Origin of the sequence: Vescimonas fastidiosa, from assembly GCF_018326305.1 — a bacterium.
GTDB lineage: Bacteria > Bacillota > Clostridia > Oscillospirales > Oscillospiraceae > Vescimonas > Vescimonas fastidiosa.
In genome coordinates, this window is record NZ_AP023415.1 from 1,015,537 (window position 1) to 1,037,010 (window position 21,474).

General features: G+C 58.0%; 23 protein-coding genes and 1 riboswitch. Of the genes, 2 read left to right on the top strand and 21 right to left on the bottom strand.

The window, feature by feature from the left end; genetic code table 11:
- Position 1 precedes the first annotated feature (1 nt).
- The 15 genes from KI236_RS05010 to KI236_RS05080 all read right to left on the bottom strand — a co-directional run bounded on the left by KI236_RS05010 (position 2) and on the right by KI236_RS05080 (position 14,943).
- Entirely contained in the window at positions 2–1,657 is a 1,656-nt protein-coding gene (locus KI236_RS05010) for a CD1108 family mobile element protein (protein WP_186918170.1), read from the bottom strand.
- Complete coding sequence (locus KI236_RS05015; protein ID WP_408059044.1) at positions 1,638–4,031, bottom strand: VirB4-like conjugal transfer ATPase, CD1110 family; 2,394 nt, start codon at positions 4,029–4,031, stop codon at positions 1,638–1,640. The genes KI236_RS05010 and KI236_RS05015 overlap by 20 nt, the downstream gene beginning before the upstream one ends.
- Positions 3,952–4,335 carry a PrgI family protein gene (locus KI236_RS05020; RefSeq protein ID WP_186918169.1) on the bottom strand — a complete coding sequence of 128 codons (384 nt, stop codon included), beginning with the start codon at positions 4,333–4,335 and terminating at the stop codon, positions 3,952–3,954. The genes KI236_RS05015 and KI236_RS05020 overlap by 80 nt, the downstream gene beginning before the upstream one ends.
- Positions 4,313–4,921, bottom strand: coding sequence for an MT-A70 family methyltransferase (locus tag KI236_RS05025; RefSeq protein WP_212819815.1), 609 nt, complete (start codon positions 4,919–4,921; stop codon positions 4,313–4,315). Before KI236_RS05025 ends, KI236_RS05020 begins: the two co-directional genes overlap by 23 nt.
- Positions 4,918–5,703, bottom strand: coding sequence for a DNA-methyltransferase (locus KI236_RS05030; protein ID WP_212819817.1), 786 nt, complete (start codon positions 5,701–5,703; stop codon positions 4,918–4,920). Before KI236_RS05030 ends, KI236_RS05025 begins: the two co-directional genes overlap by 4 nt.
- Before the next feature lie 15 nt (positions 5,704–5,718).
- Positions 5,719–6,585, bottom strand: coding sequence for a VirB6/TrbL-like conjugal transfer protein, CD1112 family (locus KI236_RS05035; protein WP_212819819.1), 867 nt, complete (start codon positions 6,583–6,585; stop codon positions 5,719–5,721).
- Between the two features lie 11 nt (positions 6,586–6,596).
- The gene (locus KI236_RS05040) at positions 6,597–6,809 is read right to left on the bottom strand and encodes a Maff2 family mobile element protein (RefSeq protein ID WP_212820662.1); all 213 of its coding nucleotides are present in this window, start codon (positions 6,807–6,809) and stop codon (positions 6,597–6,599) included.
- A 100-nt stretch (positions 6,810–6,909) separates the two neighbouring features.
- Positions 6,910–8,748: a VirD4-like conjugal transfer protein, CD1115 family gene (locus tag KI236_RS05045; protein WP_212819821.1), complete on the bottom strand. Its 1,839-nt coding sequence runs from the start codon at positions 8,746–8,748 to the stop codon at positions 6,910–6,912.
- Positions 8,735–9,169: a PcfB family protein gene (locus tag KI236_RS05050; protein WP_212819823.1), complete on the bottom strand. Its 435-nt coding sequence runs from the start codon at positions 9,167–9,169 to the stop codon at positions 8,735–8,737. Before KI236_RS05050 ends, KI236_RS05045 begins: the two co-directional genes overlap by 14 nt.
- An 83-nt stretch (positions 9,170–9,252) precedes the next feature.
- The gene (locus KI236_RS05055; protein WP_212819825.1) at positions 9,253–9,966 is read right to left on the bottom strand and encodes an antirestriction protein ArdA; all 714 of its coding nucleotides are present in this window, start codon (positions 9,964–9,966) and stop codon (positions 9,253–9,255) included.
- Positions 9,953–11,020, bottom strand: coding sequence for a DNA cytosine methyltransferase (locus KI236_RS05060; RefSeq protein WP_212819827.1), 1,068 nt, complete (start codon positions 11,018–11,020; stop codon positions 9,953–9,955). The genes KI236_RS05055 and KI236_RS05060 overlap by 14 nt, the downstream gene beginning before the upstream one ends.
- Positions 11,010–11,363: a DUF7768 domain-containing protein gene (locus KI236_RS05065; RefSeq protein WP_186918161.1), complete on the bottom strand. Its 354-nt coding sequence runs from the start codon at positions 11,361–11,363 to the stop codon at positions 11,010–11,012. The genes KI236_RS05060 and KI236_RS05065 overlap by 11 nt, the downstream gene beginning before the upstream one ends.
- 282 nt (positions 11,364–11,645) lie before the next feature.
- Positions 11,646–13,106, bottom strand: coding sequence for a ParB/RepB/Spo0J family partition protein (locus tag KI236_RS05070; protein ID WP_186918160.1), 1,461 nt, complete (start codon positions 13,104–13,106; stop codon positions 11,646–11,648).
- Between the two features lie 535 nt (positions 13,107–13,641).
- Positions 13,642–14,367, bottom strand: coding sequence for a ClpP family protease (locus KI236_RS05075; protein WP_212819830.1), 726 nt, complete (start codon positions 14,365–14,367; stop codon positions 13,642–13,644).
- A gap of 48 nt (positions 14,368–14,415) precedes the next feature.
- Complete coding sequence (locus tag KI236_RS05080; protein WP_408059045.1) at positions 14,416–14,943, bottom strand: SLOG family protein; 528 nt, start codon at positions 14,941–14,943, stop codon at positions 14,416–14,418.
- 155 nt (positions 14,944–15,098) lie between these two features.
- Positions 15,099–15,221: riboswitch (FMN riboswitch) on the top strand.
- Positions 15,222–15,308: 87 nt separating this feature from the next.
- Between KI236_RS05080 and KI236_RS05085 the strand changes: the two genes are divergently transcribed.
- Positions 15,309–15,914, top strand: a complete 606-nt coding sequence (locus KI236_RS05085; RefSeq protein WP_212819834.1) for an ECF transporter S component — start codon at positions 15,309–15,311, stop codon at positions 15,912–15,914.
- Between the two features lie 92 nt (positions 15,915–16,006).
- Here the strand turns inward: KI236_RS05085 and KI236_RS05090 are convergent, their stop codons facing one another.
- The gene (locus KI236_RS05090; protein WP_212819836.1) at positions 16,007–16,297 is read right to left on the bottom strand and encodes a hypothetical protein; all 291 of its coding nucleotides are present in this window, start codon (positions 16,295–16,297) and stop codon (positions 16,007–16,009) included.
- A 157-nt stretch (positions 16,298–16,454) separates the two neighbouring features.
- Here KI236_RS05090 and spoIIP point away from each other — a divergent pair, with 157 nt between their 5' ends.
- A complete protein-coding gene (gene spoIIP, locus KI236_RS05095) occupies positions 16,455–17,591 on the top strand; it encodes a stage II sporulation protein P (RefSeq protein WP_212819838.1) in 1,137 nt (378 codons plus the stop codon).
- Here spoIIP and KI236_RS05100 read toward each other — a convergent pair.
- From KI236_RS05100 to KI236_RS05120, 5 genes are read right to left on the bottom strand one after another with little or no spacing between them, the layout of a single operon-like run.
- Positions 17,583–19,001, bottom strand: coding sequence for a hypothetical protein (locus tag KI236_RS05100; RefSeq protein ID WP_212819840.1), 1,419 nt, complete (start codon positions 18,999–19,001; stop codon positions 17,583–17,585). The two genes, spoIIP and KI236_RS05100, sit on opposite strands and share 9 nt — an antisense overlap.
- Positions 18,998–19,735 carry an ATP-binding cassette domain-containing protein gene (locus tag KI236_RS05105; RefSeq protein WP_212819842.1) on the bottom strand — a complete coding sequence of 246 codons (738 nt, stop codon included), beginning with the start codon at positions 19,733–19,735 and terminating at the stop codon, positions 18,998–19,000. The genes KI236_RS05100 and KI236_RS05105 overlap by 4 nt, the downstream gene beginning before the upstream one ends.
- A gap of 13 nt (positions 19,736–19,748) precedes the next feature.
- On the bottom strand, positions 19,749–20,240 hold the full coding sequence (locus tag KI236_RS05110; RefSeq protein ID WP_212819844.1) for a hypothetical protein: 492 nt from the start codon (positions 20,238–20,240) through the stop codon (positions 19,749–19,751).
- Positions 20,209–21,000, bottom strand: coding sequence for a hypothetical protein (locus KI236_RS05115; protein WP_212819846.1), 792 nt, complete (start codon positions 20,998–21,000; stop codon positions 20,209–20,211). Before KI236_RS05115 ends, KI236_RS05110 begins: the two co-directional genes overlap by 32 nt.
- Positions 20,997–21,347, bottom strand: a complete 351-nt coding sequence (locus KI236_RS05120) for a GntR family transcriptional regulator (protein ID WP_228738088.1) — start codon at positions 21,345–21,347, stop codon at positions 20,997–20,999. The genes KI236_RS05115 and KI236_RS05120 overlap by 4 nt, the downstream gene beginning before the upstream one ends.
- Between the last annotated feature and the right edge of the window lie 127 nt (positions 21,348–21,474).

Consider the following 21,474-nt stretch of genomic DNA (forward strand, 5'->3'; position numbering starts at 1 on the left):
GTCAATAAAGTTTGCCGTAGGCATATAGGTGGGACTGCCAATAGCTGCTGTTCAGATTGGCGTAACTGATGGGGTCGCCGCAATGGAGCATCCAGCCATCCCCCACATAAATGCCGCAATGGGAAACGCCCGGGGTGTCATAGGTTCCCGTGAAGAAAACCAGATCGCCGGGCTTGGGGTTATTTGTCCGGGTGGAAATGTTGTAGAGCCCTTGGGCTCCCAGCCGCCCGAAGTCCCAGCCGCATTGATTATAGACATAGGACACGAAGCCGCTGCAATCAAAGGAAGTGCTGGGATTGGAGCCGCCCCACACATAGGGGAAGCCCACATATTTTTCCGCCTCCGCCAGAATAGCCGCAAAGGTTTCATCGGCCAGATATTCCTCCGGGATGTCATGCTCCGGGGGCGGGTTGGTGTACTTGGGCACATAGCCGGACTCCGGGAACAGATCGGGGCGGTTGCCCAGCGTAGCCATATAGAGGGCATACCGGGAAAGCTGTTCCTCGGACATGGTATAGATCGGAACATGGGACAGGTTGAAATTTTCCAGCGTGACATAGCTGATGTAGTAATCGTAGTACACCCGGTATCTGTCCGTATGGGTATTGCCCTCGTCATCCGTCCATGTGTCCGTTTCGTAGTAATAGCGTTCCTCCACCACCACTTCCTCGGTCAGAATGTATTGCTTTTCAAAAAGGGATTGGAGCGTACCTTGTACCTCATCCACCGTCCACGCCCCTTCGTGGAGAGCGGAAAGCATGGAAATCAGCACATAGGGATCATGCTCGATCTCGTCGAGGTCAAAGTGGTATTCGTCATAGCCGTGGGTTCTTTCGTAGCTGGCAAGATACTCCCGCAGCTCGTCCTCCAAGGCACAGTAGGCAGCTTCGGCTCCCAAAATATCGGCATCCTCGGATACATAGGTGCTGGCCGCCACCGCCCCCACAAGACCGTTGCCAACCGACGCCATAGAAGAAACGCAGGACTGGAGAGAGAAGATCAGCAGACAGCAGGCCAGCGCAATAATTACGCCCACGGGATGCCGTTTGACAAAGGCCAGCGTCCGGGCTGCCAGCTTTTCCGTGGTGACAGCCGTTTTCTCAGCGGCCTTTGCCCCTTGCTTTGCGGCCTCCCGCGCCTGTTTCGCATACTGCTTTTGGATGCGCCGCTTTTGCAGATACCGGGAAAAGGCCCCCTTGTCCAGCTCGGGATGCTCCAGAGCCGCCGCCCGAAACTGATAATCCGCCGTGGCCTTGATATGCCTGGCCTCGGCCTTGCGGACTGCTTTTGCCGGGTGTTCCCGGATGGCCTTTTTTACATGGCGCGTACCATGCCGCAGAACAGACTCGCCCACCAGCTCGGAGCGGTGAGCGCCCTCGGTGCCCACATTTTCATGCTCCACCTCGTAGATTTTGCCGTGGACAAATGCGTGAACGCTGCCGCCAGCCGCCCGGCCCGCCCGTTTCACCGGGCCGGGGCGCTTGGGCGGCTTTTGCTTTGCCAGCTTCTCCTTGGCCTTGTCCAGCTTTTCGCCCCGCTTTTCCATACGGAGCTTGGACTCCGCCGCCTGTTCCTGCCGGCTCTTGTGTCGGAATTTGGATTTAGGGGACTTCGGGACACTTTGTCCCGAAGTGCCGTTACTCGCCTTTTCGCTCATGGGCCATATCCTCCGGGCGGGTCGTCAGCAGATCGTAAATCTCACCACGCGGGAAACGGTCAATAAACGGGATGGTCACATTTCCATAAAACAACAGGCCCTCGCCCGAATTGGAGTGGGTGATGTAGGAAAGCTGGTGCTCCGAAATGCCGAGCTGTTTTGCCAAAATCGCCCGGTCACTCTGGGCCTGTGATAGCAGCACCATGAAATCGGTGTTGTCCAGAATGTTTGAGATCTCCGCGCTGGCCAGCAAGTCCTTCACATTTTGCGTCAAGGCCGACGGCACACAGCCCTTTTTACGGAGCATTTTCCAGACGGCCACAAAGTAGCTGGCGGTCAACTGGTCACGGAGCAGAACATGGAACTCGTCGAAGTAGCACCAAGTCGCCACCCCCGCCCGGTAGTTTTCATCTACTGCCTGGGTGACAAACTCATTGGTAATGTGCATGGCGATCTTGCGGAGGTTTTCACCCATGCCCTTCAGCACGATGCACACCACCCGGTTTGAGGTCTGCACATTGGTGTGGTGGTTGAACAGGTTAAGGGAGCCTGTGCAGTAGAGTTCCAGCGCCGTTGCCACCCGCTTTGCCTCGGGCTCGGGCTGTTTCAGAAGCTCCTCATACAAATCTTGAAGCAGGGGCGTTTTTGCATTTTCCAGTCCCAGCGCCATCTCCCGGTAGACCTGCCGCACACAACGGTCAATGACCGTTCGCTCGATGGGCTGTAAGCCCTCCTTGCCGCCCAAAATTAGCTCACACAGGGACAAGAGGAAATCCGCCTTCATGGATAGAGGGCTTTCGCCGCCATTCATATTCAGTTGGATGTCCATCGGGTTTAGGTGGTTGGGGCTGTCCGGGGCAATCTCAATCACCTGGGCTCCCAGCCTTCGGGCCAGCGGGACATATTCACCCATTGGGTCAACAATCACAATGCGGTCATTGGTGGCGAGAAATACATTGAGCAGTTCACGCTTGGCCGCGAAGCTCTTACCACTACCTGTTGAGCCGAGGTACATTCCGTTGGCCGACTTCAGCTTTTTGCGGTCAGCCATGATGACATTGTGGGAAAGGGCGTTCATGCCGTAGTAGAGGGCCTGCCCGCCCATGCGGAGCTCACGGGTCATAAAGGGAATAAAAATCGCCGTGGAGCTGGTGGTCATGCCCCGCTGGATCTCCAGCTCGTTATAGCCGAGGGTCAGCGCGGAAACAAACGCCTGCTCCTGTTGCCAGTCCAGACGCTTTAAGGCGCAGTTGTACTTCTGCGCGATGCCGCCCACGGTAAACACATCGTTTTCAAGCCGCTGGCGGTTGGGGGCCATGTTCACCACCGTAAAGGTCAACAGGAACATTCGCTCGTTGCGGGACTGGAGATCGGCCAGAAGCTCCGCCGCGTCCTTGCTGAAAGTGATGAGGTCGGGCGGCAAAATCTCCATATCGTACCCTGCCCGGACAGCCTTTTTCTGTTCCTCGGCCTTCATGCGGCCAATGTCGGAGATTTTTCCCTTGATGGTCTTAATGGCCTTGAGCTGATCCACCGTCTGAATGTGCATGGTAACGGTCAGCTCCGCGTCCAATTCCAAAATCTCGGCAAGGAGCTTGTCAGAGAGCTCCGACGCCAAAATCTGCAAATAGGACGCCGCGCCCCAATACCGGCCCACCCGGAAAGTGTGGCTGTCCCGGAAGTCAAAGCTATCCGGGGCGATGTAGTCCTTGGTGCCAAGGCCGTGTTTGGGAATGTCACTCCACGAAAAGCGGAACGGCTCCCGGTTGCCGGGGTGCATCTGGCTATGGAGCAGGGCCAGACGATCCCGCCCGTCCAGCGGCTCCGACTGAACGCCCAGCCGATGGAAGTTGCCCATCACATCGGCCTCCACACGCTCCAGACGGGGCCGGGCCTCGGCCACGCCCTCGGCGGGCAGTCCAAAGGTGATATATTTTGTGCGCTCAATGCCGTTGTTGCTTTTGGCAATCTGGTTTTTCAGCATGGAGGTGTACTCCTCCCGGACGCTGTTGAACTCGTCCTCAGCGGGCGGGATATTCACCTTGTAGCGGCTGCGGTCACGGGAGCGGCGGTTGATAAAGGAAAGCTGGAACGGCAGGGAGCTGTCGAAGTAATTGAGGAATGAGCTCCAGCCGCCAAAGATGGCCGTCTGATCCTCGGTGGACGCTACGGAATAGTTGATATCCTCGTATTCCACGGTTTTCGTGTAAACGCCGCCGGGGAGCTGGCACACGCCGTCCGGGTGCATGGCGATATAGGGAATGGTCTGCTGGGCCGAAAGTCCGGCCCGGCCTTTAGCGGCCCTTGCGGTGCCGCGCTTTTTGGGTTTGCTTTTTGTCTGCAATAGGCTCCTCCTTTCCCGCAAACGGAGCATAGATATTCTGCGTTTTGTACGGTCTGATGCCGGGCCGGGTGAACTTGGCCCGAATGATGTTCCGCACCACCTTTTCAAAGGGCAGGCCATCCCGCTCATACATCGCCAGCATGAACGCCGGGAGCATCACCACCAGCATGACGAACATGGCCCCGGTGCTGCCAAAGGAGCTCCGGGAAAACAGATAGGCCGGGATGCCCACCAACGCCGCGCCGCCAAAGCAGACGAGTTGGCGCTTGGTGAGGTTAAAGGCGATTTTGGTTTTGATTTTGGATAGGTCGTTAGGTACATTCACATACGGCATGATTGGCCTCCTTTCTGCCGTTTTTCACTTCGGGACACTTTGTCCCAAAGTCCGGGATCGTGGGCTCCACCTCGTTTCCCCACACATCCCAGCCGGGCGGGGTCTGCCTTGCGAACAGCTCCACACGGGGCAGATCACCCATGAGGGCCACGATCTTGTCACGGGCCTCGTCGGGCTTTTTGCTGTGGGCTTCAATGGGAGAAATGATAAACTGATGGACATTGGCCGCCTGCCGCTTGGGGTGGCCCCGTGTAGCCAGCAGACAGATTTCAGCGTTGCCCCGCGTCCAAAAGCCCAGCCCGTAAAACCAGCTATCCACTTTTTTGTTCTTTTTCAGCCAGACAAAGGCCACGCTTTTATAGGTAAAGCCCCACGCCTCTATGAGCCGCAGGGCCTCCGGGAGCTGGGGAAAAGTCGCCCACAAAAAAAGCGCGCAGTCCGGGGCCGCAAGCTCGGCCACAGGCAGCGCGCACAATTCATTGATACTCATGGTGGGGTAATGGTTCTCTGCCGCCCCTTGCAAGCCCTTTTGGGCGTACCGCCAAGGGGGATCGGCGTAAATGATAGGATATTTACCGATAGTCATTCTCCTTTCTCACCGCGCTCCACGGCCAGTCGCGCCTGTTCAATGCGCTGGACGGCGGGGCCATAGATGGCCGGGGCGCTTTCAAAGCAGACGAAACGGCGGCCCGTGTTGAGGGCGGCCACGGCGGTGGTCCCGGAGCCAGCACAGAGATCGGCCACCACCTCGCCGGGGCGGGTGTAGGTCTTGATAAGGTACTCGCACAGCTCCACGGGCTTTTGCGTGGGGTGGGTAGGGTGCGCCACCGTCTGCACAAACAGCACATTTCCCGGATAGCGCCGCCCGTCATTGGATGCCGAGCCCTGGCGTTCAAACTTGCCGTAGTTGGGACTCGATCCCTTGCGGGCGTGTACCTTGCTGTACGGCTCTCCATAAGTAAACTGCGGGAAGTAGGCCGGGGACTTCTGGTAGAACACCAGAATGTTCTCCGACTTTTTCAGCGGGGCGCGGTTGGCATTGAGAAAGCCCGTCCCGCGTTCCTTATACCATATCCACTCATAGCGGAGCATGGCAAGGTTGGATGCCCCCAGCACCTTGTCATAGGGGCATTGAGCGAAGAACAGGGCCGCACCGTCGGGCTTGACTGCCCAGCGCACCGCCTCCCACAGCGCATCCAGCGGCAAGGGCACATCCCAATAGTTCCGGGTGGTGCCGTAGGGCGGATCGGTCAAAAGCATATCCACCGAATGACGGGGCAAGGACAACAGCCCCTTGATCCCGTCCATGAGAAACAGGCCCTCGGTCAGCTTCGGGACACTCTGTCCCAAAGTGGAAGTATCGGCCATAATCACGCCCCTTTCTCAATGTGCGCCAAAGATACTTTTGCTGATAGACCCGGTTTTGAACAGCATGAAGCAGAGCAAAACCGTGTACCCCACACAGCCCCAAATGGCCCCGATGGGGTCGCCGCTGGTGGAGATACCCTGCACCAACACGCCGTAGATGCCAACGCACAGCAGAATGAGCAAGCCTTGGAAACCGACGGCGAACAGGGATTTTAGATAGTTCTGGCCCATCTGTCCGACTTCCCGGTTAGAGAGGGTCGCCACGGGGATGGGGGCCAAACTGGTCAGCATATAGATTTCCAGCATACGGCCATAGACAAGAACGAAAATAATGATGTTCAGCGCAGTCATGGTAAAGCCAATCAGCATGGACTGCATAAACAGCCCCAGCAGCTCCCCAAGGCCCATCGTTTCCAAGGTGGCCTCCAGCGTATCCAGCATCCCCGGCGTGATGTTGGTGGAACCTTGAATAATGCCAGAGGATCGGGCGATCACGCTCTGCGACACATCGAACACCGCGTTTACAATATTGAATGTGTTGGAGAGAATGAGGATGGCCGCCGCCGTTTTGAATATCCACTTGAAGAATATCCATGTGTCGATGTCATGCAGATTGTTCCTGTCTATGAGCATCTGGATCAGTTCATAGGTTGCAACAAAGGTTAGGATCAGTCCGGCAATCGGTAAAATCACCGTTTCGGATATTTGCCGTATGAGGGAGAAAACCCCGGCGTTCCACGCCGCCGGGGGTGTTCCCACCTGTACCGCGATTTCTCCGACTCGGGTATTCACCGTGTCAAAAAGCCCCGTGAGGTTTCCCATGATTCCCTCGATCAGAAGCTCTTTCAGCCATTCCGTGATCCATTCGGTGAGAATACCCATAAGCCGTTACCTTAAAACAGGCCAGACAGCAGGGGGATCAGAGTGGTGCCAATCACGATGATACCGCCGCCAGCCATGAGCTGCTTCATGCCCTGGCTTTTCGCGCCGGGGTTGTCGGAACCATAACCTTCCAGCAGATTGACCACGCCCCACACGCCAAGGCCAGCGCCGAGAGCAACAACAAGGGTCTGCAAAGTAGTGATAGCGGAAGCGAAAAACTGCATATATTCCTCCATTTCTCCGGGGTCATAGCCCCGGCCATGAAAAAAGCCGCCCGGTGTGGGCGGCAAGTGACTGCTTCGGGACACTTTGTCTCGAAGTGAATTATATAAAAGCGTCGGGATCGTCGATGTCGTCATAGCTCAGGATGTCCTCGTCCTCGGCTGTGAGCGCATCTTCGGGCACCGCCGCCTCGTACACCTCGCAAACCTCATTCAGCCCGGGCCGCCTGCGGCGGTTTATGAGCTTGTCGAGGTCAAAGGCGTTTTTGGTTTTATCGGCCTCTGCCGTGTATCGGTAATTGGGGTGCTGCTTCAAATCGTACTTTTTAGAGAAGAACGGCGGCAGGCCCCGGAGCTGCAAAATGCACTTGTCTCCGGGCATGGTCGCCAGTTCGCTGGGGGTCATCAGTTCCCGGCCCAGCCGCTGGGTGTTCTGGTTGTAGCTTTCAGACTGCCCACGGGAGCGGCCCTCGGTCTGCATGGAGATGGTGGCCTTGCCCAGCCAGTTCTCGGATATTTCCTTGATGGTACTGGACTCACGGCCACCGAGAAAAATCACGCTGTCCATGTTGCCGAGGATTGTCTCAGCGTTTTTATCGTAAATGGCCTTGCATTGGGCCAACTGCTGGTACAGCAGACACAGACTGACCTCACGGGAGCGGATAACGGCGCAGAGCTTTTCCAGCCCCGGCACCTGTCCCGTGTTAGCCGCCTCGTCCCAAAGCACCCGCACATGATGGGGCAGGCGGCCCCCATGCACATTGTCCGCCCGCTCACAGAGCAGATTGAACATTTGCGAAAAGGCCAGAGCCACCAAAAAATTGTAGGTGCTGTCCGTGTCAGAGATGACAAAGAAAGTAGCTGTTTTCCTATCGCCCATGCGGTCAAGCTCCAGCTCGTCATAGGACATAATTTCCCGGAGCTGGGGAATGTCAAAGGGAGCCAAACGAGCGCCGCAGGAAATAAGGATCGATTTTGCCGTCTTGCCGCTGCTTAACTTGTACTTTTTGTACTGCTTCACGGCGAAGCAATCGGGCTTGCGCTTTTCCAGCCCCGCAAACATATAGTCCACGGCGTTCATAAAGTCCTCGTCATCCTCCTTGACCTCCATCCCGGAAATCATGTCCACCAGCGTGTTCATGTTTCGATCCTCGGCGGGGCCCTCAAAGATGATATAGGCGATAAGCGCACAATACAAAAGTGTCTCGGCCTTCGTCCAAAACGGATCGCCCTCCTTGCCCTCTCCCTTGGTGTTGGAGATCAGCGCATTGACAAACTTTAGGATGTCGGCCTCGTTCTTGATGTACGCCAGCGGGTTATAGTGCATGGACTTGGAAAAATCAATGCTATTAAAAACCTTGATTTTATATCCACGCTTTTTTTGCAGGAAATAGCCCACCTGCCCGAGGACGCCGCCTTTTGGATCGACCACCACATACGAGGAATGGGCTTGAAGAAGCTGGGGCGTGAGCCAGAACCGGGTTTTGCCCGAGCCGGACGATCCGATGATACAGGCGTTGAGGTTGCGGGCATTGGCCGGGATCTTCGGGCGGGTGTTCATGGTGAGAAGCTCCGTCCCGGTGAGAATGACATTGTTCTCAAACTTTGGATCGACAAAAGGCTGGATGTCTTTAGGCCCGCCCCAACGGGAGCTGCCGTATTCCTCATCCCGGCGATATTTCTTGGCGTTCTTGCTCTTGAAGTAGATCAGCAGGCGAAAAGCCACCGCACCCACAAAGCCAATGAGCCAGTCAAAGGGATCAAGCCCCGGCGAGAAATTCGCAAAAGCCACGCCGATGGTCTGCATGAGCCCCAGCAGTTTTTCCTCGAAGTTCGCACCAGCGGCCAGACGGTAGGCCGTACCCATTTTCAAGCAGGCCCAGCCGATGAACAGATACGGGATATTGGGGAGTACATATTTTCTGATCTTATCTGTCCGCATGGGTCGCCTCCTTTACGCGCTCCTTCTGGCGGGGCTTGTCCTTGGCAAGCTGATCCGCCGCCCGTTTGAGCTGTTCCCGGATGGGGACGCGCCGGGACTTGGATTTATCCAGCACCTTTCGGGAGTATTCAGAAAAACAGGCCGTCATCGCGTCGGCCTGTCCTGTCTTGAAGAAAAGCAGATATTTGTCCGGCCCGGTTTTGTAAAAGGCATAGTCCACATTCCACTTCCGGGCTACCCGGTCAAATACCTTGGGCGCGTCCACCTCGATACTGCTGGTGGCCGCGCCGTGGGCCATGAGCTTTTTCACGCTCTGTTTGCCGTGGGGCGTTTGGGCCTCCCGGCGGGCCTTGGCAACCTTACGGCCAACGGCCCGGAGCGCATAGGCAAGGCTCCGGGCCGTCAGCTTACTGGCTTTCATGGAAATTGCGATTGTACGCCGGGAAATATCTTCGTCAACCAGCTATACCACCTCCTTGCTTTGGGACAAAGTGTCTCGAAGTGCTAACGATCTTCATGTCCCGGAATGATAGGGTGCCTGCCCGTGTCCCGGGCGGAGCCGTCAATAATTTCTTTGTAGGCTGCCATCTGCTCCCGGATGGAAAGCTGGGGGTATGCAAATACCCGGTGCTCTGCGGGAATGTCCTCGATCCCGTGGTACAGCTCTACAAAGTTATTGCTTACTCGGGTCAGATAGCCGCCGGGGGCGAAGTGCCCGCCCTCGTTCAGCCGCATATCCCGCCCGTATGCCTCGAAGTCAAAATAGTTGATTATATCTTCGGGCACCTCCAGCCGCTCCATGTCTTCCACATAAATGCGCCCCAGCGTTTCATCGTCCGATACGCCGGGGTGCAGATCGTAGCAGTCCAGATTGTGAACGAGGTTGATGATGTCGGCCACGCTGGAAGTGTGGTCGCCCTTGTTGAGAACGGCCTCCAGCGTTTCCAGCTTACCTTGATCCAGATCGGAGAGCAGATGGGCCAGATGGTTGAGCTCGTCCAGATTTTCATATTCGTTCAGATAGTCATACAGGCCCAGCACATCACCGTCAAAAGAAACAATGAAAATCTCTTGATACCGAACACCGTCCACGCCGATCCGCTTTAGGAGCGCCTGTACTTCTTCGGTGGTAGTGGGAAACTTCAAGGGTTCTCCAACCTCTACGCCATAGTCGGCGTATTTCCCGGCATTAGTAACATAGGCTTCAAACAGGGTCATGCAGCACCTCCTTGATCCCCGCCATAATGTACTCGGCACAGGGCAGGGCGATGGCGTTCCCCAATGCCTTGTAGCGGCTGGCCGCCCGTATTTCCTCGCCGTCCGCACCGTATTTTGTCCAGCCCTCGGGCAAGCCCATCAGATGCTCGCACTCCAGCTCCGTGGGAAATCGAACAAAGCCCCCGGCGGGATCGTCCTCATACCAAAAGGCAAAGGGAGCCACGCCGCCCGCTAAAAGAGTGGGAAAAGGGTCAGTTGGTAATCCGAAGCTGTTTCGGAACGCTTCTGGCGTCCTGTCTTTGGCCGACGCCCGCATACGGAAGCATTGAAAGGGTCTTGTGACGGGTACGCGCCCCCCTGCTTCAAGAAAAGTGCCTCGATCTCCTTCGGGGGAGGACAGCCCGCGATCTCCGCCAGCTTCAGAAAGTGGGTGCATTGGGCGGGGCTTAAATAGTATTTCGTGGGAGCGTCGGCCTCCAAAATCTGCCACGAGGAAGATACGCTGCCGTCGTGCCAGTCGGGGGCTTGCCCAATATTGGGCGTCCATGAGCCGCCATGAGAGGTCAGGCGTTCCCCCTCGCACCATTCCGGCTCCTGCCCATCTTCCAGAAGCAGGCATTGGAACATCAGCGGCGTTGAACGCGGATAGCACGGCTCTAAAGTCCATCCGGTCATTTGAAGAAAACGCTCCCATGACGTTTTCCCAAACAGCGATAACTGGAAATAGATTGTCAGTTGCATCCCTCATTTCTTTGATAATGCGGATCGCTTGAAAAAACAGGCTGGACTTTGCGCCAGCCAAGCCGTCCCGGTTGCCGATTTGGGACAGGTTTTGACACGGCGATCCAAAGGTCAGCACATGGACGGGCGGGATGGCCCCGCCGTCCATGCGGGTGATGTCGCCCAAGTGGGCCATATCCGGGAAGTGCCGTTTTGTGATGGAGATAGGGGCCTTTTCGATCTCGCTGGCCCATACCGGGGTGATCCCGCAGCGGGCTGCCGCCAGCGGGAACACCCCGATCCCATCAAACAGGCTCCCCAGCTTAATCGTCATTTCGTCTGCGGCCCTGTCCCTTGACGGTCAAAATGCCCTCAAGGGTGGTCGCTGTGATCCCCAGCCGCTGGGCAACGGCGATGTCGTTTTTCATGGCCTCGGTGACGGTATGGCCGCACACCACCAGCACATGAGAGCGTCGGAGCAGGTCACGGCTCATATCAATGCCGCTTTTATGCTCCTCAGGAACAGCGTCGTTGAGGAACAGGGGCAGATACAGGGTGGGACAGATGGGCGAAAAGCCCGCCTCATACACAGCGCGGCAATACTGCGCCGCCCGTTCCGCATTTTCGCTGTCGCCGCCGTACCATGCGGCGGTAACATACGCAAGGGGTCGTTTCATATTGAATACCTCCGATATTTTATAATGTAGGTTCAGCCCAATCCCCCCGCCCTTTCCCAATCATGGGAAAGGGGGCGGCTCTGGAGGATATACCCCCGTCGCGCCGCTGGGAGTAGCACAGCCGGGGCCGCCCGTCAAGGGCAAGCCGCCGCAAGCGGCGGGGCCATGCCCCCTTGACAGGCAGCTCCCGACTGCGCTTTGGTTTGAGCGGCGACGGGGGATAAATCCAAAGAGCCCTCTGCGAAAGGGCATGAAAAAACCTCGGGACAAAGTGTCTCGAGGTTACTTCTCCAAATCCGCCTTTTTCTCGGGCTTTTTCAGCTCGGGCGGCTGTTTCTCTTTCCATTCGTCCAGCAGGGACATGATCTGCTCCTTCATTTTGACAGGAGTGACCTCCTTGCCAAAATACTTTTCCAGTTCGGCCATAGAAATAATCACGCCGCGATCCTCCTTTTTCTTTTCACTCAGAATACCATCAATCACATCGCCGTTGAGCTTGCCCGCCTGATCCAGCTCCCGAAGCCGTTTCGCCTGGGCGTGGGAGGGCGAGGACTGCTCACCGTCGATAGACACGGCAATCAACCTCTGGTTTTTCGGTTTGATGTACGAGAGCTCCACGGCGGGCATGAAACCCAGCCCCTTCTCGTCCACCTTACTCAGCAGCTCCGGGACAAGGGAATTAAGGCGAAGATACCGCATGACCTTTTTGTAGTTCATATCGTGCGCTTCGCCAACGATCTCAACAGAGCGTTTTCCCACATCACCGGGAGCAACGCCGTCCAGCCGCCCGCCCTGGTGCTTGATGGCCTCCACTTCCAAATCCAGCAGGGAGGCCAATTCGCTGGGAAGTGTCTGATCTCGCTGCTTGTTACTGTCCCGCATGGCCTGCACAGCTTCTTGGTCGGTCATATCCCGGACAATAAAGGGCATTTCCTCCAGCCCTGCCAGTTCACTGCCGCGAGTACGGCGGTGGCCCGCGATAATCTCAAAACCGTTGCCGTCTTTCTCCGGGCGGGCAAGGCCGGGAACCATAACGCCGTTTGCTTTAATGGATGCGACGGTTTCCTGCATCTTGGCGTCGTCCGTGACCTTGAACGGATGGGGACGGAATGTGTGGAACGGGTGGAGTTCGGAGAGTTTCAGATAGACCAGCTTGCCCTCCTCCACAGGACGGGGCGGGGGCGTAGGTGTCTGGGGCTCCGCCGCGATCCCGGCACCGGGGCCAGCACCACCGCCAGCGGCGGCCTGTTCCGGGGCGGGAGCCTCCTTGACCGTTGCGGCCTTTTTACCTTGGGACACTTTGTCTCGAGGTTTGGGCGGCTGGGCCTCGTCGGGGGCCGCCTTGTCAGCCTTGGGTGGGCGGTCCCTGCGAGGCTTTGCCGCCGTCTGCTCTTTGTCTGCCTTGGGTGCGGCCTGCTCCGTTTTTTCAGCCTTCGGGGGACGGCCACGGCGGGGCTTTTTCTGTTCAGCCGCAACCTCCTCCTGCGGCTTTTCCTCCGGGGCCTGTTCAGTCGCTTTCTCGGGCTGGCTGGGAGTGGGAGCCTCCGGGGTAAGCGGTTCGGCCTGTTCCACAGCATGGCGGGCCGCCGCCCGCTGTTCTGCCATCAGCTCCTCGATTTTCTCAAAGGGTACAACCACATCGCCGGGAGCGGGCTGGGCCGGGGTAGTACCGGGCCCATCAGCTACGGGAGCCTCGGGGGTGTTATGCTCCTCCGCGCCCGTGGGCTGTTTCTTTTCTTCCATTTGCTAACCTCCTATCTTTTTGTAATGTTGCACAAAATTTCACTTGAAAATTTTGCACTTATTTTTTTGAAAAATCCTGCCTCCTTCCGAGCTTTCCACGCAAAAAAGCCGCCCTTGGTCTTGACCGGGCGGCCTTTTGCGTAATGTGATAGCTCTGTTTTATTTTGTTGGGTGTTGTAGGCTCCGAAAAGCCTTGTATTTGTAGTTTTCCTATTTTATAGGGCACATAGGGGCCGATGACCCTGTTGCGGTGCCCAAAATTTTTGCGCTGCCTTACGGCGGACGCTTAAAATTTTGACCGCGGCCACTCGCTCACTTCGCTTCCTCTGCCACCGGCAGCGCTCAGTTCGCTCCCCACATCGGCCCGTCCTACCGCACACCGCACTCCTTCACCTGTGTAGGGGCGGACACCTCTATCCGCCCGCTGGACTTGCACTGCACTCCCTAAAAAACTGTCATTGCGAAGCCAGTGACCGATGTCACTGGCTGTGGCAATCCGCCCTCTTTATCTTTTTTCCTCTTACTCCTGCCGCTCTCACGCCTCGCTCTCCCGCTTCTTCCCCTCGTCAATGGCCCGGTATAAGGCCGCCAGCGCGTCCTTCAGCGTGCCCACCTGCTGCATCAGTCCCAGGGCCACGGCGTCCTCGCCGTAGAGCACGCTGCCCACATCATTGGCCATTTCGTCCGTGCGCAGCATCAGCTCCCGGAAGGTCTCCGCCCGGATCTGGGAATGGGCCGCCACAAATCGCACAATGCTCTCCTGTAGCTTGTCAAAATAGCGGTAGGTCTGGGGCGCAGCGATCATAGTTCCGCTCATACGCACGGGATGAACCGTCATGGATGCCGACGGGGCGATCATGTTAATTTTCCCCGACACCGCCAGCGGAATGCCGATGGAGTGTCCGCCGCCCAGCACCAGCGTAGCCGTGGGCTTGGTCATCCCGGCAATCATCTCCGCCAGAGCCAGGCCCGCCTCCACATCGCCGCCCACGGTGTTCAGCAGGATCAGCACCCCGTCCACCTCCTCCGACTCCTCCAGAGAAGCCAGCAGCGGCAAAAGATGCTCATATTTCGTGGTTTTAGCGCTGTCCGGGGCGTTGGTGTGTCCCTCGATCTGTCCGATAATGGTCAGGCAGTGGATGGTCCCATGCCGGTTGGTCACCACCGAAGATCCCAGCTCCACCAAGCGCTCGGTTTTCGTCTCCGACTTGGTGTCCTTCTCCTGATTATTTTCCCGGTCGGGTGTGTTTTGCTGCGTCATAGCGACCCCCTCCTTTTCTGAAGGGTAGCATGTCCGCCGCAGGCGAAATTATACGCCGTCTTTGTTCTTTTCCAGCACCGAAGGTGTGTCCACGATGTCAAGTCCCCGCCTAAGCGCGTAGGCAATGGTCTGCTGCGTCCCCCCGGGCAGCCCGTCATGCACGGCAATGAGCATAGACGCATGGTCCACCAAATACCGATTGCGCCTCTGCATACATCCCGGCGAATACGCCTCCTGCAATACCGTCTTATAGTCACAGCGAGCCAGCAGCGCCTCATATCGCGCCCGGTCGGCCCGATCCCATCGCTCCGCCTGCCCGGCATAGGGAATGGCCGCCTCCAGGGAAACCTCCCCATGCTCTCCCCGGAGCCGCAGCACCGCCTCGCAAAACCAAAAATCGCACCCCCGGGCCATGCCGCACAAGAAGTGCCGAAACCCCTGCTCATACGCCGTCTGCACCGCCTGAAACAGCCGCTCCTGCAGCGCCCGGCAGCGCCTGTCGCTCTCATGGACGCCCCAAGGCAGCTTTTCCGGCCTGTGCCCGGTGAAGCTGCAAGACACCTGCCTGGCCCGCACATCCATCGCCCCCTTTTTCTTTATAATAGAACAACTTTTCGATTTTGTAAAGTCTTTTTTGTAAAATTTTAAAAATTTATACAAATTTTCGTCCAAAAAAGTACTTGCAATTTCTCCCATACAGGTATATACTATGTCCCAGTGAACAAACGAATATTTGTCTTCGAGGCGGGGTGTGATTCCCCACCGGCAGTATAGTCTGCAAGCGGCCCCCTGGGGCTGCACGAACCGGTGCGATCCCGGTACCGACAGTATAGTCTGGATGAGAGAAGGCGTGTACAGCATATTTTGGTATGCTCTTTTTAATGCGTGCACCTTGGGAGACAGTTTCCGGGTGTTCCACACATTGAAAGGAGTATTTTTTTATGACTCAACAGCAAAAAACCCATCGTCTGGCCGTGTCGGCCATGCTCACCGCCGTAGCCGCCGTGCTGCAATTTCTGGAGTTTTCCATCCCCCTGGTGCCCTCGTTCATCAAGCTGGATTTCTCCGACCTCCCCGCCCTGCTGGGTACCTTTTCCCTGGGCCCCGTGTACGGCGTGGCCATCCAGCTGGTGAAAAACCTGCTGCACCTGCCCTTCGGCTCCAGCGCCGGTGTGGGCGAGCTGTCCAACTTCATCCTGGGCGCGGTGTTCGTATTCGTAGCTGGTGCCATCTATAAGCACAGCAAGAGCCGCAAGAGCGCCCTGGTGGGCTCCGTGGCCGGTGCTGCCGCCATGGCACTGATAAGCATTATCACAAACTATTTCATTGTCTATCCCGCCTATGTGGTGCTGTATAACCTCCCCCTGGACGCCATTGTGGGGATGTACGAGGCGATTTTGGGCGGTGTGTCCCATGTGCCCACGGAGAATGCTCTGTTTAACTGTCTGCTGGTGTTCAATATCCCCTTCACTCTGGCCAAGGGCCTGCTGGACACGGCTCTGTGCTTCCTCATTTATAAGCCCCTGTCTCCCCTGCTGCACCGCTGAAATCAAAAGATTTATCCCTCTCCCAGAAGTGGGAGAGGGATTTTTTGTGCAAAAAGCGGGGGCCTCCATAACCGAGGCCCCCGCTCCGCCATTCACTTTTTCCGGCCCAGCAGGAAGAACACCGCCGCCGTAGCCGCCGCCACAGCCGAAGCACCCGCCGCCACGATCAGCAGCACCTGCTTGTGTTCCTTGGCCGTCTGCTTCACCTTGTCCCAGGTGCAGCCCGCCGCCTTGCAGGTGCAGTCCTTCACGGCGCCTGCCGTCGCGCAGCCCACCGACTTCACGACCCCTGCGCCGAAGCCCAAAATAGCCTTTCCCGTCTCGCACAGCGCGTCCAGCACGCGGCCGCCCGCCTCGCGCACGGTTTCCATGACCTGTTCCATATATGCGCACCTCCTGCAATTCAGAAATTTTGTTGCCTATATTATAGTAGTTTGTCCCGCGCCCGTCAAGAATATTTCGGTAACAAAATCTCCCGCATAATTCTCGAATCGCCGGAATATGCTTGTCTATCCTGATTTACAAAGGGAGGCACCCGGGATGAAGAAATTTCTGCGCCGCAGCGGTGCGGCCCTCCTGGCCGCCTGCACGGTCTGGACGCTTATCGTCACGGTGGAAAGCCGCTCCGTCCCGGCAGCCCTGTCCGCCATGCGCAGCTCCTTCCACCTGCCCAATATGCTCATGCAGCTGGCCCTGGGCGACCTGACAGGGGAAAAGGAGATGTCCCTGTCCACGCTTCTCTGCCTGGGCCAGTCGCCGCTGCTGTGGGCCGGGTACGGAAACCTTCCCGATCCCCCGCAGCCGGATATACCTGCGGAAGAGACCGCGGTACCCGATGCTCCCGCCGACACCGATGACCTCACCCAGGGCCTCACCTTCGCCGACAATGGCGCCCCCAGTCAGACGGTGATTCCCACCTCCTCCAAGAGCTACACCGTGTCCGGGAATGTCTACATCAAAAACGGCTCCGATCACGCCCTGGACCCCGCCGCCTTCGACGGTACCTTTCCCGCCCAGCCGGGAGACAGCACCCAGCCCCAGGTGCTGATCCTCCACACCCACGGCAGCGAGGCCTACACCATGCCCGCCGGGGAGGAATACGAGGCCAGCGGCAGCTATCGCACCATGGACACCACCAAGAATATGATTCGCGTAGGGGACGAGATCGCCGCCGTTCTCTCCCGGTACGGCCTGTCCGTCCTCCACGACCGCCAGATCCACGACACCGATTATAACAGTGCCTACGACAAAAGCTACGACAGCGCCGCCGCCTATCTGGAGAAATACCCCTCCATTTCCTTTGTCCTGGATATTCATCGGGACGCCATCTCCGATGCCGACGGCAACCAGTATAAGGTGGTGTCCCAGGAGGACCCCCGTGCCGCCCAGCTGAGCATCATCATGGGCAGCAATTACGATGCCTGGCTCTCCAATCTGCGCCTGGCCGTGGCCGTGCAGTCCCACCTAGCCCATGACCATCCCACCCTTATGCGTCCCATCACCCTCCGCTGGTATGGGTATAATCAGTCCCTGAGCACCGGTTCCCTCCTGGTGGAAGTCGGTGCCGCCGGCAACTCCTTGGACGAGGCCATTTACGCCGCCCGTCTCTTCGCCCGGGGCTTCGCCGAAACCCTCGGCTGCACCGAGCCGGGAAATCCCACTTCCCCCTCAGCTTGACCAGGCGATATTCGGCCTCTGCATAGCCCGGACGATCTGCCCTGCACCCTGATGGAGCAGCCCGCACCGGATGCCTTGGGCATACACCAGCCCCTCTGCCGAGTAGACCTCCACCATCACGTCTACCTGGTTGATGTTATCTACATTCCAGGCGATGGCCAGATTCCCGTCCTTCAGAACCATAGACATATGCTCAAAATCGTCCTCCCAATCGGACTTTAACGGGCTACACACCATGTCCACTTGCCCCGGGTCCTCGTTCTCGTCCTCCCAGATAAAGCATGGCTCTTCCTCACGATAGAGAATGTTCAGGTCCATGATCCGGCAGTCAAACAGCTTCTCCAGTCCGTCCTCCCGATACTCCAGCACCGTCATACGCTTGCCCACAGCCACCACGCAGAAGTCCTCGCCCCGCCGCACCAGTATCGGCTCATATTCCGCGCCCTTGCTTGTCTGGCCGGCTTCACCGTTGCTGTCGTAGTAAGTCACTTCTGTCTCCTTTTGGCCGATCTTCCCCATGTCCAGGGTCTGCACCAGCCGGAAGGTCTCCGCGTCCAGCATCTGCAGCGTCAGCTTCTCCCCCTCCGCTAAAAACAGCAGAATATACTCTCCGTCCTCGGTGGAGCTGAGATACGCCACCCGCTGCCTTTCAATGTCCAGGGGATAGACCAGCTGAATCCGCTCCTCCCCCGGCTCAGACCAGCTCTGGGCCATCAGCCACAGGCCGAAGCCCTCCGGGGCCCAGTCTGCCTTGGGCTGCACCGTGGGCCCAAACCCCACGGTCATTACGGTCCCCTCCTTTGCCGGTGCCGACCAGGAGTGAAACCCGTTTTCCAGGTATGACGCATACACATTCGTAAAGTCCACCCCGTCAGAGTAGCGCATAACACCCATGCTCATCCAGTCCTCCTGCCCCACGGGAATCCGCAGCATCGGGAAATCTATGCTGAGCAGATCGTCATACCGCTCCTTGACCTGCTCATCGTTCCGGCTGCTCCCCGGGACCACGGCCAGGTCGTAATAGGCCATCTTCTCCGCCGGGCGAAACAGAACGCTCTGCTCGTCCGGCTGCGCCAGACTTTGCAGGTAGTCCTTATCCGGCTTCATCACATAAATACCGTACTCATTGTCCCACACAGCCCCGGTGTAGCTCAGTCCTTTGGCGGAAAACCGGCTCTTTGTCTCCTGGGTCCGGGTGCCCAGGTCATGCTCCGTGGTCCAGACCACGCGGCTGCTCAGCAGGTCTTTTTCCGTCAAATGCAGTCCCTCCGCTACCGCCGGATCGCCCCGCTGGGCCACGCAGGTAAATTCCACCTTGTCCTGTGCCCTGCATAAAAGCAGGGTCATCATGGCCAGTCCCCCCAGGGAAAGCACGAATAAGATCACCGTCATAATTACAATTCGCTTCATCTCTCTCCCTCCTCCGTCAGGCTCTCAATGGCGTTTCGAATGCGGTCGCCCCGGTAATCGTAGGTCTTTTTGATGCAGGACAGCAGATCCTCCCCCGCATCCTCCAGCTCCTGCACGGTCACATCCCCCACGATCTTCCCCTCCCGCAGCAGCACGGCCCGGGAGATAAAGTCCTTCACCTCCTCCAGCAGATGGGTGGACAGGATCACCGTCTCCCGCTCTGTGAGAATGCCCAGCAGCACCTTGTAAAAGTCCTCCCGGTTGAAGATGTCGTTGCCTGCAAAGGGTTCATCCATGAGAATGTAGTCCGCCCCCTGGGACAGGGCCATCACCACCTCAAACTGATTCTGCATACCCACGGAGAAGCCCCGCAGGGCCTTGTCCATAGGCAGGTTAAAGAATTCCATCAGGGTCTTAAACCGCTTGTCGTCAAATTTTGGGAAATGCTCCCGGTAAAAATCCCGGTGCGCCTTGGGCGAGAGCCGGGGGAAGAAGCTGTGCTCGCAGGTGGCAAAGCTGAGCCGGGCGATGTTGCCGCAGCCCAAAGCCTCCCCGTCCAGCGTTACCGTTCCCCGGCAGCGCGTCAGGCCCAGGATGCACTTCATCAGCGTGGTCTTCCCGGCTCCGTTTTCCCCGAAAAGGCCCACGATCTGCCCCGGCTCGAAGGCCACGGACACATCCTCCAGCGCCGTCTTTTTCCCGTACTGTTTCGTAATATTTTTCGCTTCCAGCATATTCCTTCCCTCCTTAAATCGGCAGACATCCCGCCGGCGTTGCAAACCGCCACACCAGGTAATACGCGCCCAGCAGCGCCCCGCAGAGCACGGCGCACCGCACCAGGCACCACAGCGGCCCCCGGAGCAGATACCCCGCCATGATCCGCCGTCCCTTCGGCAGCCGGCCCATGAGATACAGGCTCCGGCTCCCCTGGCTGAAGCTGGCATAGAGCATGCCCATCCACACCAGGAGCATGAACAGGAAAAAGGCCATCAGCCACCCGGCGCACCCGGCAAAGCGGGAAAAGGGCTCTATCTTCTCCCCCGTCAGCACCCTTCTTTGCAGGGACGAGCTGTAAGTGTACAGGTTGCTGCGGGCCTCTCCGTACCGAATTAAAAACCACACTGCCGATGCTGCGCCGCCCATCACGCCGATGCCCGTACACTGGGACACGGTGCTCTCCTTGTCCGCATTGGGCGGCAGCAGTCCCTCAAGCCCGCCAATCATCCACCGCTTCTTCACACATATCACCTCCTGACCAACTTATCAGTGCGGCCCATATGACCACCATCTCCCCAATGACAATGCCCACCAGGATCCGGCTGCTTTCCATCGGCACCCAAAAGCTTCCCAGGGTCAGCGCCACGGCAATGCCCATAAGGGGTCCGCCGACCTGCCCCGTCCATTCCTTCTGGGCTACATCCATGCACCCCACGGCGCAGGCCAAAAGGCCCACAATGCCCCCGATCCATGCGAAAAAATCGCTTATCGGCAGAATATGGTGCAGCAGGTTGCTTCCGTAAAAGGCCAGCACCAGCGACTGGGGCCCTATGTCCATGCTCTCTGCCGCCAGGCCCACCCGGTAGCGCATCACCCCGTAGAGCATCGCCGCCGCCATAGCCCAGTATAGGACCAGCATCATAAAGTAGTACCCCGTCCATAGCCTGCGCACCGTCCCCGGCTTTACCCGCAGCCGCCCCACGGTGTAGGCGGTCTTTGCGCCCTTGCCGCCGCCGGTACGGGCCATGACGGTACACAGCAGCCCGAACCCCCCCGCCAGGGGCGCCGCCGCCCGGCTGACCTCGGGTATCTCCGACAGGTCGTAGGCCTCGTATATCCATTGCACCACGCCGTTTTCATCCATATAGCTCTCCCTCTCCACGCCCTCCGGGAGCAGATAGAGAAGCAGGCCCGACAGCAGCACCGACACGACCATTATCGCCAGCCCCTTGAGAAAGCAGCTCCGGGCCGCCAGGCCCAGCACCGAAATGTACCGACTCATTCTCTCTCCTCCTCGTCATATAGCTGCCGCAGCAGCGCCACGGCCTCCTCTTTTTTTAGGCCCATCCGTTTCATGGCTGCCACCGTCTCCTGGACCTCCGAGCGGAACAGCTCCTGTCGTATATTCTCCACCTGCTGAGGCGATGCCGTAATGTGGCTTCCCGCCCCGGGTCGGGACTGAATGAGTCCCTCCTCCTCCAGCTGCCGGTAGGCCTTTTGTACCGTGTTGGGATTCACCGCCAGCGTAGCCGAAACCAGCCGCCGGGACGGCAATTCGTCCCCATCCAAAAACCGTCCCGCCGCCAAGCCCTGCTTCACGAACCGGATCATCTGCAAATAGATCGGCATTCCCTCCACACTCCGAAACGCCTCAAAGGAAATCACAGCACCCACACCTCCCATCTAAAAATTTCAAATAATCTCCGTAGGGGCGACCCTCGCGGTCGCCCGCCTCACGAACTCCCAAGCCCTCCGT

Bases quoted from the DNA above. Each gene is read 5' to 3' on its own strand.
- KI236_RS05010 (WP_186918170.1), bottom strand. From the start codon at position 1,657: ATGAGCGAAAAGGCGAGTAACGGCACTTCGGGACAAAGTGTCCCGAAG.
- KI236_RS05015 (WP_408059044.1), bottom strand. From the start codon at position 4,031: ATGCTCCGTTTGCGGGAAAGGAGGAGCCTATTGCAGACAAAAAGCAAA.
- KI236_RS05020 (WP_186918169.1), bottom strand. From the start codon at position 4,335: ATGCCGTATGTGAATGTACCTAACGACCTATCCAAAATCAAAACCAAA.
- KI236_RS05025 (WP_212819815.1), bottom strand. From the start codon at position 4,921: ATGACTATCGGTAAATATCCTATCATTTACGCCGATCCCCCTTGGCGG.
- KI236_RS05030 (WP_212819817.1), bottom strand. From the start codon at position 5,703: ATGGCCGATACTTCCACTTTGGGACAGAGTGTCCCGAAGCTGACCGAG.
- KI236_RS05035 (WP_212819819.1), bottom strand. From the start codon at position 6,585: ATGGGTATTCTCACCGAATGGATCACGGAATGGCTGAAAGAGCTTCTG.
- KI236_RS05040 (WP_212820662.1), bottom strand. From the start codon at position 6,809: ATGCAGTTTTTCGCTTCCGCTATCACTACTTTGCAGACCCTTGTTGTT.
- KI236_RS05045 (WP_212819821.1), bottom strand. From the start codon at position 8,748: ATGCGGACAGATAAGATCAGAAAATATGTACTCCCCAATATCCCGTAT.
- KI236_RS05050 (WP_212819823.1), bottom strand. From the start codon at position 9,169: ATGAAAGCCAGTAAGCTGACGGCCCGGAGCCTTGCCTATGCGCTCCGG.
- KI236_RS05055 (WP_212819825.1), bottom strand. From the start codon at position 9,966: ATGACCCTGTTTGAAGCCTATGTTACTAATGCCGGGAAATACGCCGAC.
- KI236_RS05060 (WP_212819827.1), bottom strand. From the start codon at position 11,020: ATGACGATTAAGCTGGGGAGCCTGTTTGATGGGATCGGGGTGTTCCCG.
- KI236_RS05065 (WP_186918161.1), bottom strand. From the start codon at position 11,363: ATGAAACGACCCCTTGCGTATGTTACCGCCGCATGGTACGGCGGCGAC.
- KI236_RS05070 (WP_186918160.1), bottom strand. From the start codon at position 13,106: ATGGAAGAAAAGAAACAGCCCACGGGCGCGGAGGAGCATAACACCCCC.
- KI236_RS05075 (WP_212819830.1), bottom strand. From the start codon at position 14,367: ATGACGCAGCAAAACACACCCGACCGGGAAAATAATCAGGAGAAGGAC.
- KI236_RS05085 (WP_212819834.1), top strand. From the start codon at position 15,309: ATGACTCAACAGCAAAAAACCCATCGTCTGGCCGTGTCGGCCATGCTC.
- KI236_RS05090 (WP_212819836.1), bottom strand. From the start codon at position 16,297: ATGGAACAGGTCATGGAAACCGTGCGCGAGGCGGGCGGCCGCGTGCTG.
- spoIIP (WP_212819838.1), top strand. From the start codon at position 16,455: ATGAAGAAATTTCTGCGCCGCAGCGGTGCGGCCCTCCTGGCCGCCTGC.
- KI236_RS05100 (WP_212819840.1), bottom strand. From the start codon at position 19,001: ATGAAGCGAATTGTAATTATGACGGTGATCTTATTCGTGCTTTCCCTG.
- KI236_RS05105 (WP_212819842.1), bottom strand. From the start codon at position 19,735: ATGCTGGAAGCGAAAAATATTACGAAACAGTACGGGAAAAAGACGGCG.
- KI236_RS05115 (WP_212819846.1), bottom strand. From the start codon at position 21,000: ATGAGTCGGTACATTTCGGTGCTGGGCCTGGCGGCCCGGAGCTGCTTT.
- KI236_RS05120 (WP_228738088.1), bottom strand. From the start codon at position 21,347: ATGCCGATCTATTTGCAGATGATCCGGTTCGTGAAGCAGGGCTTGGCG.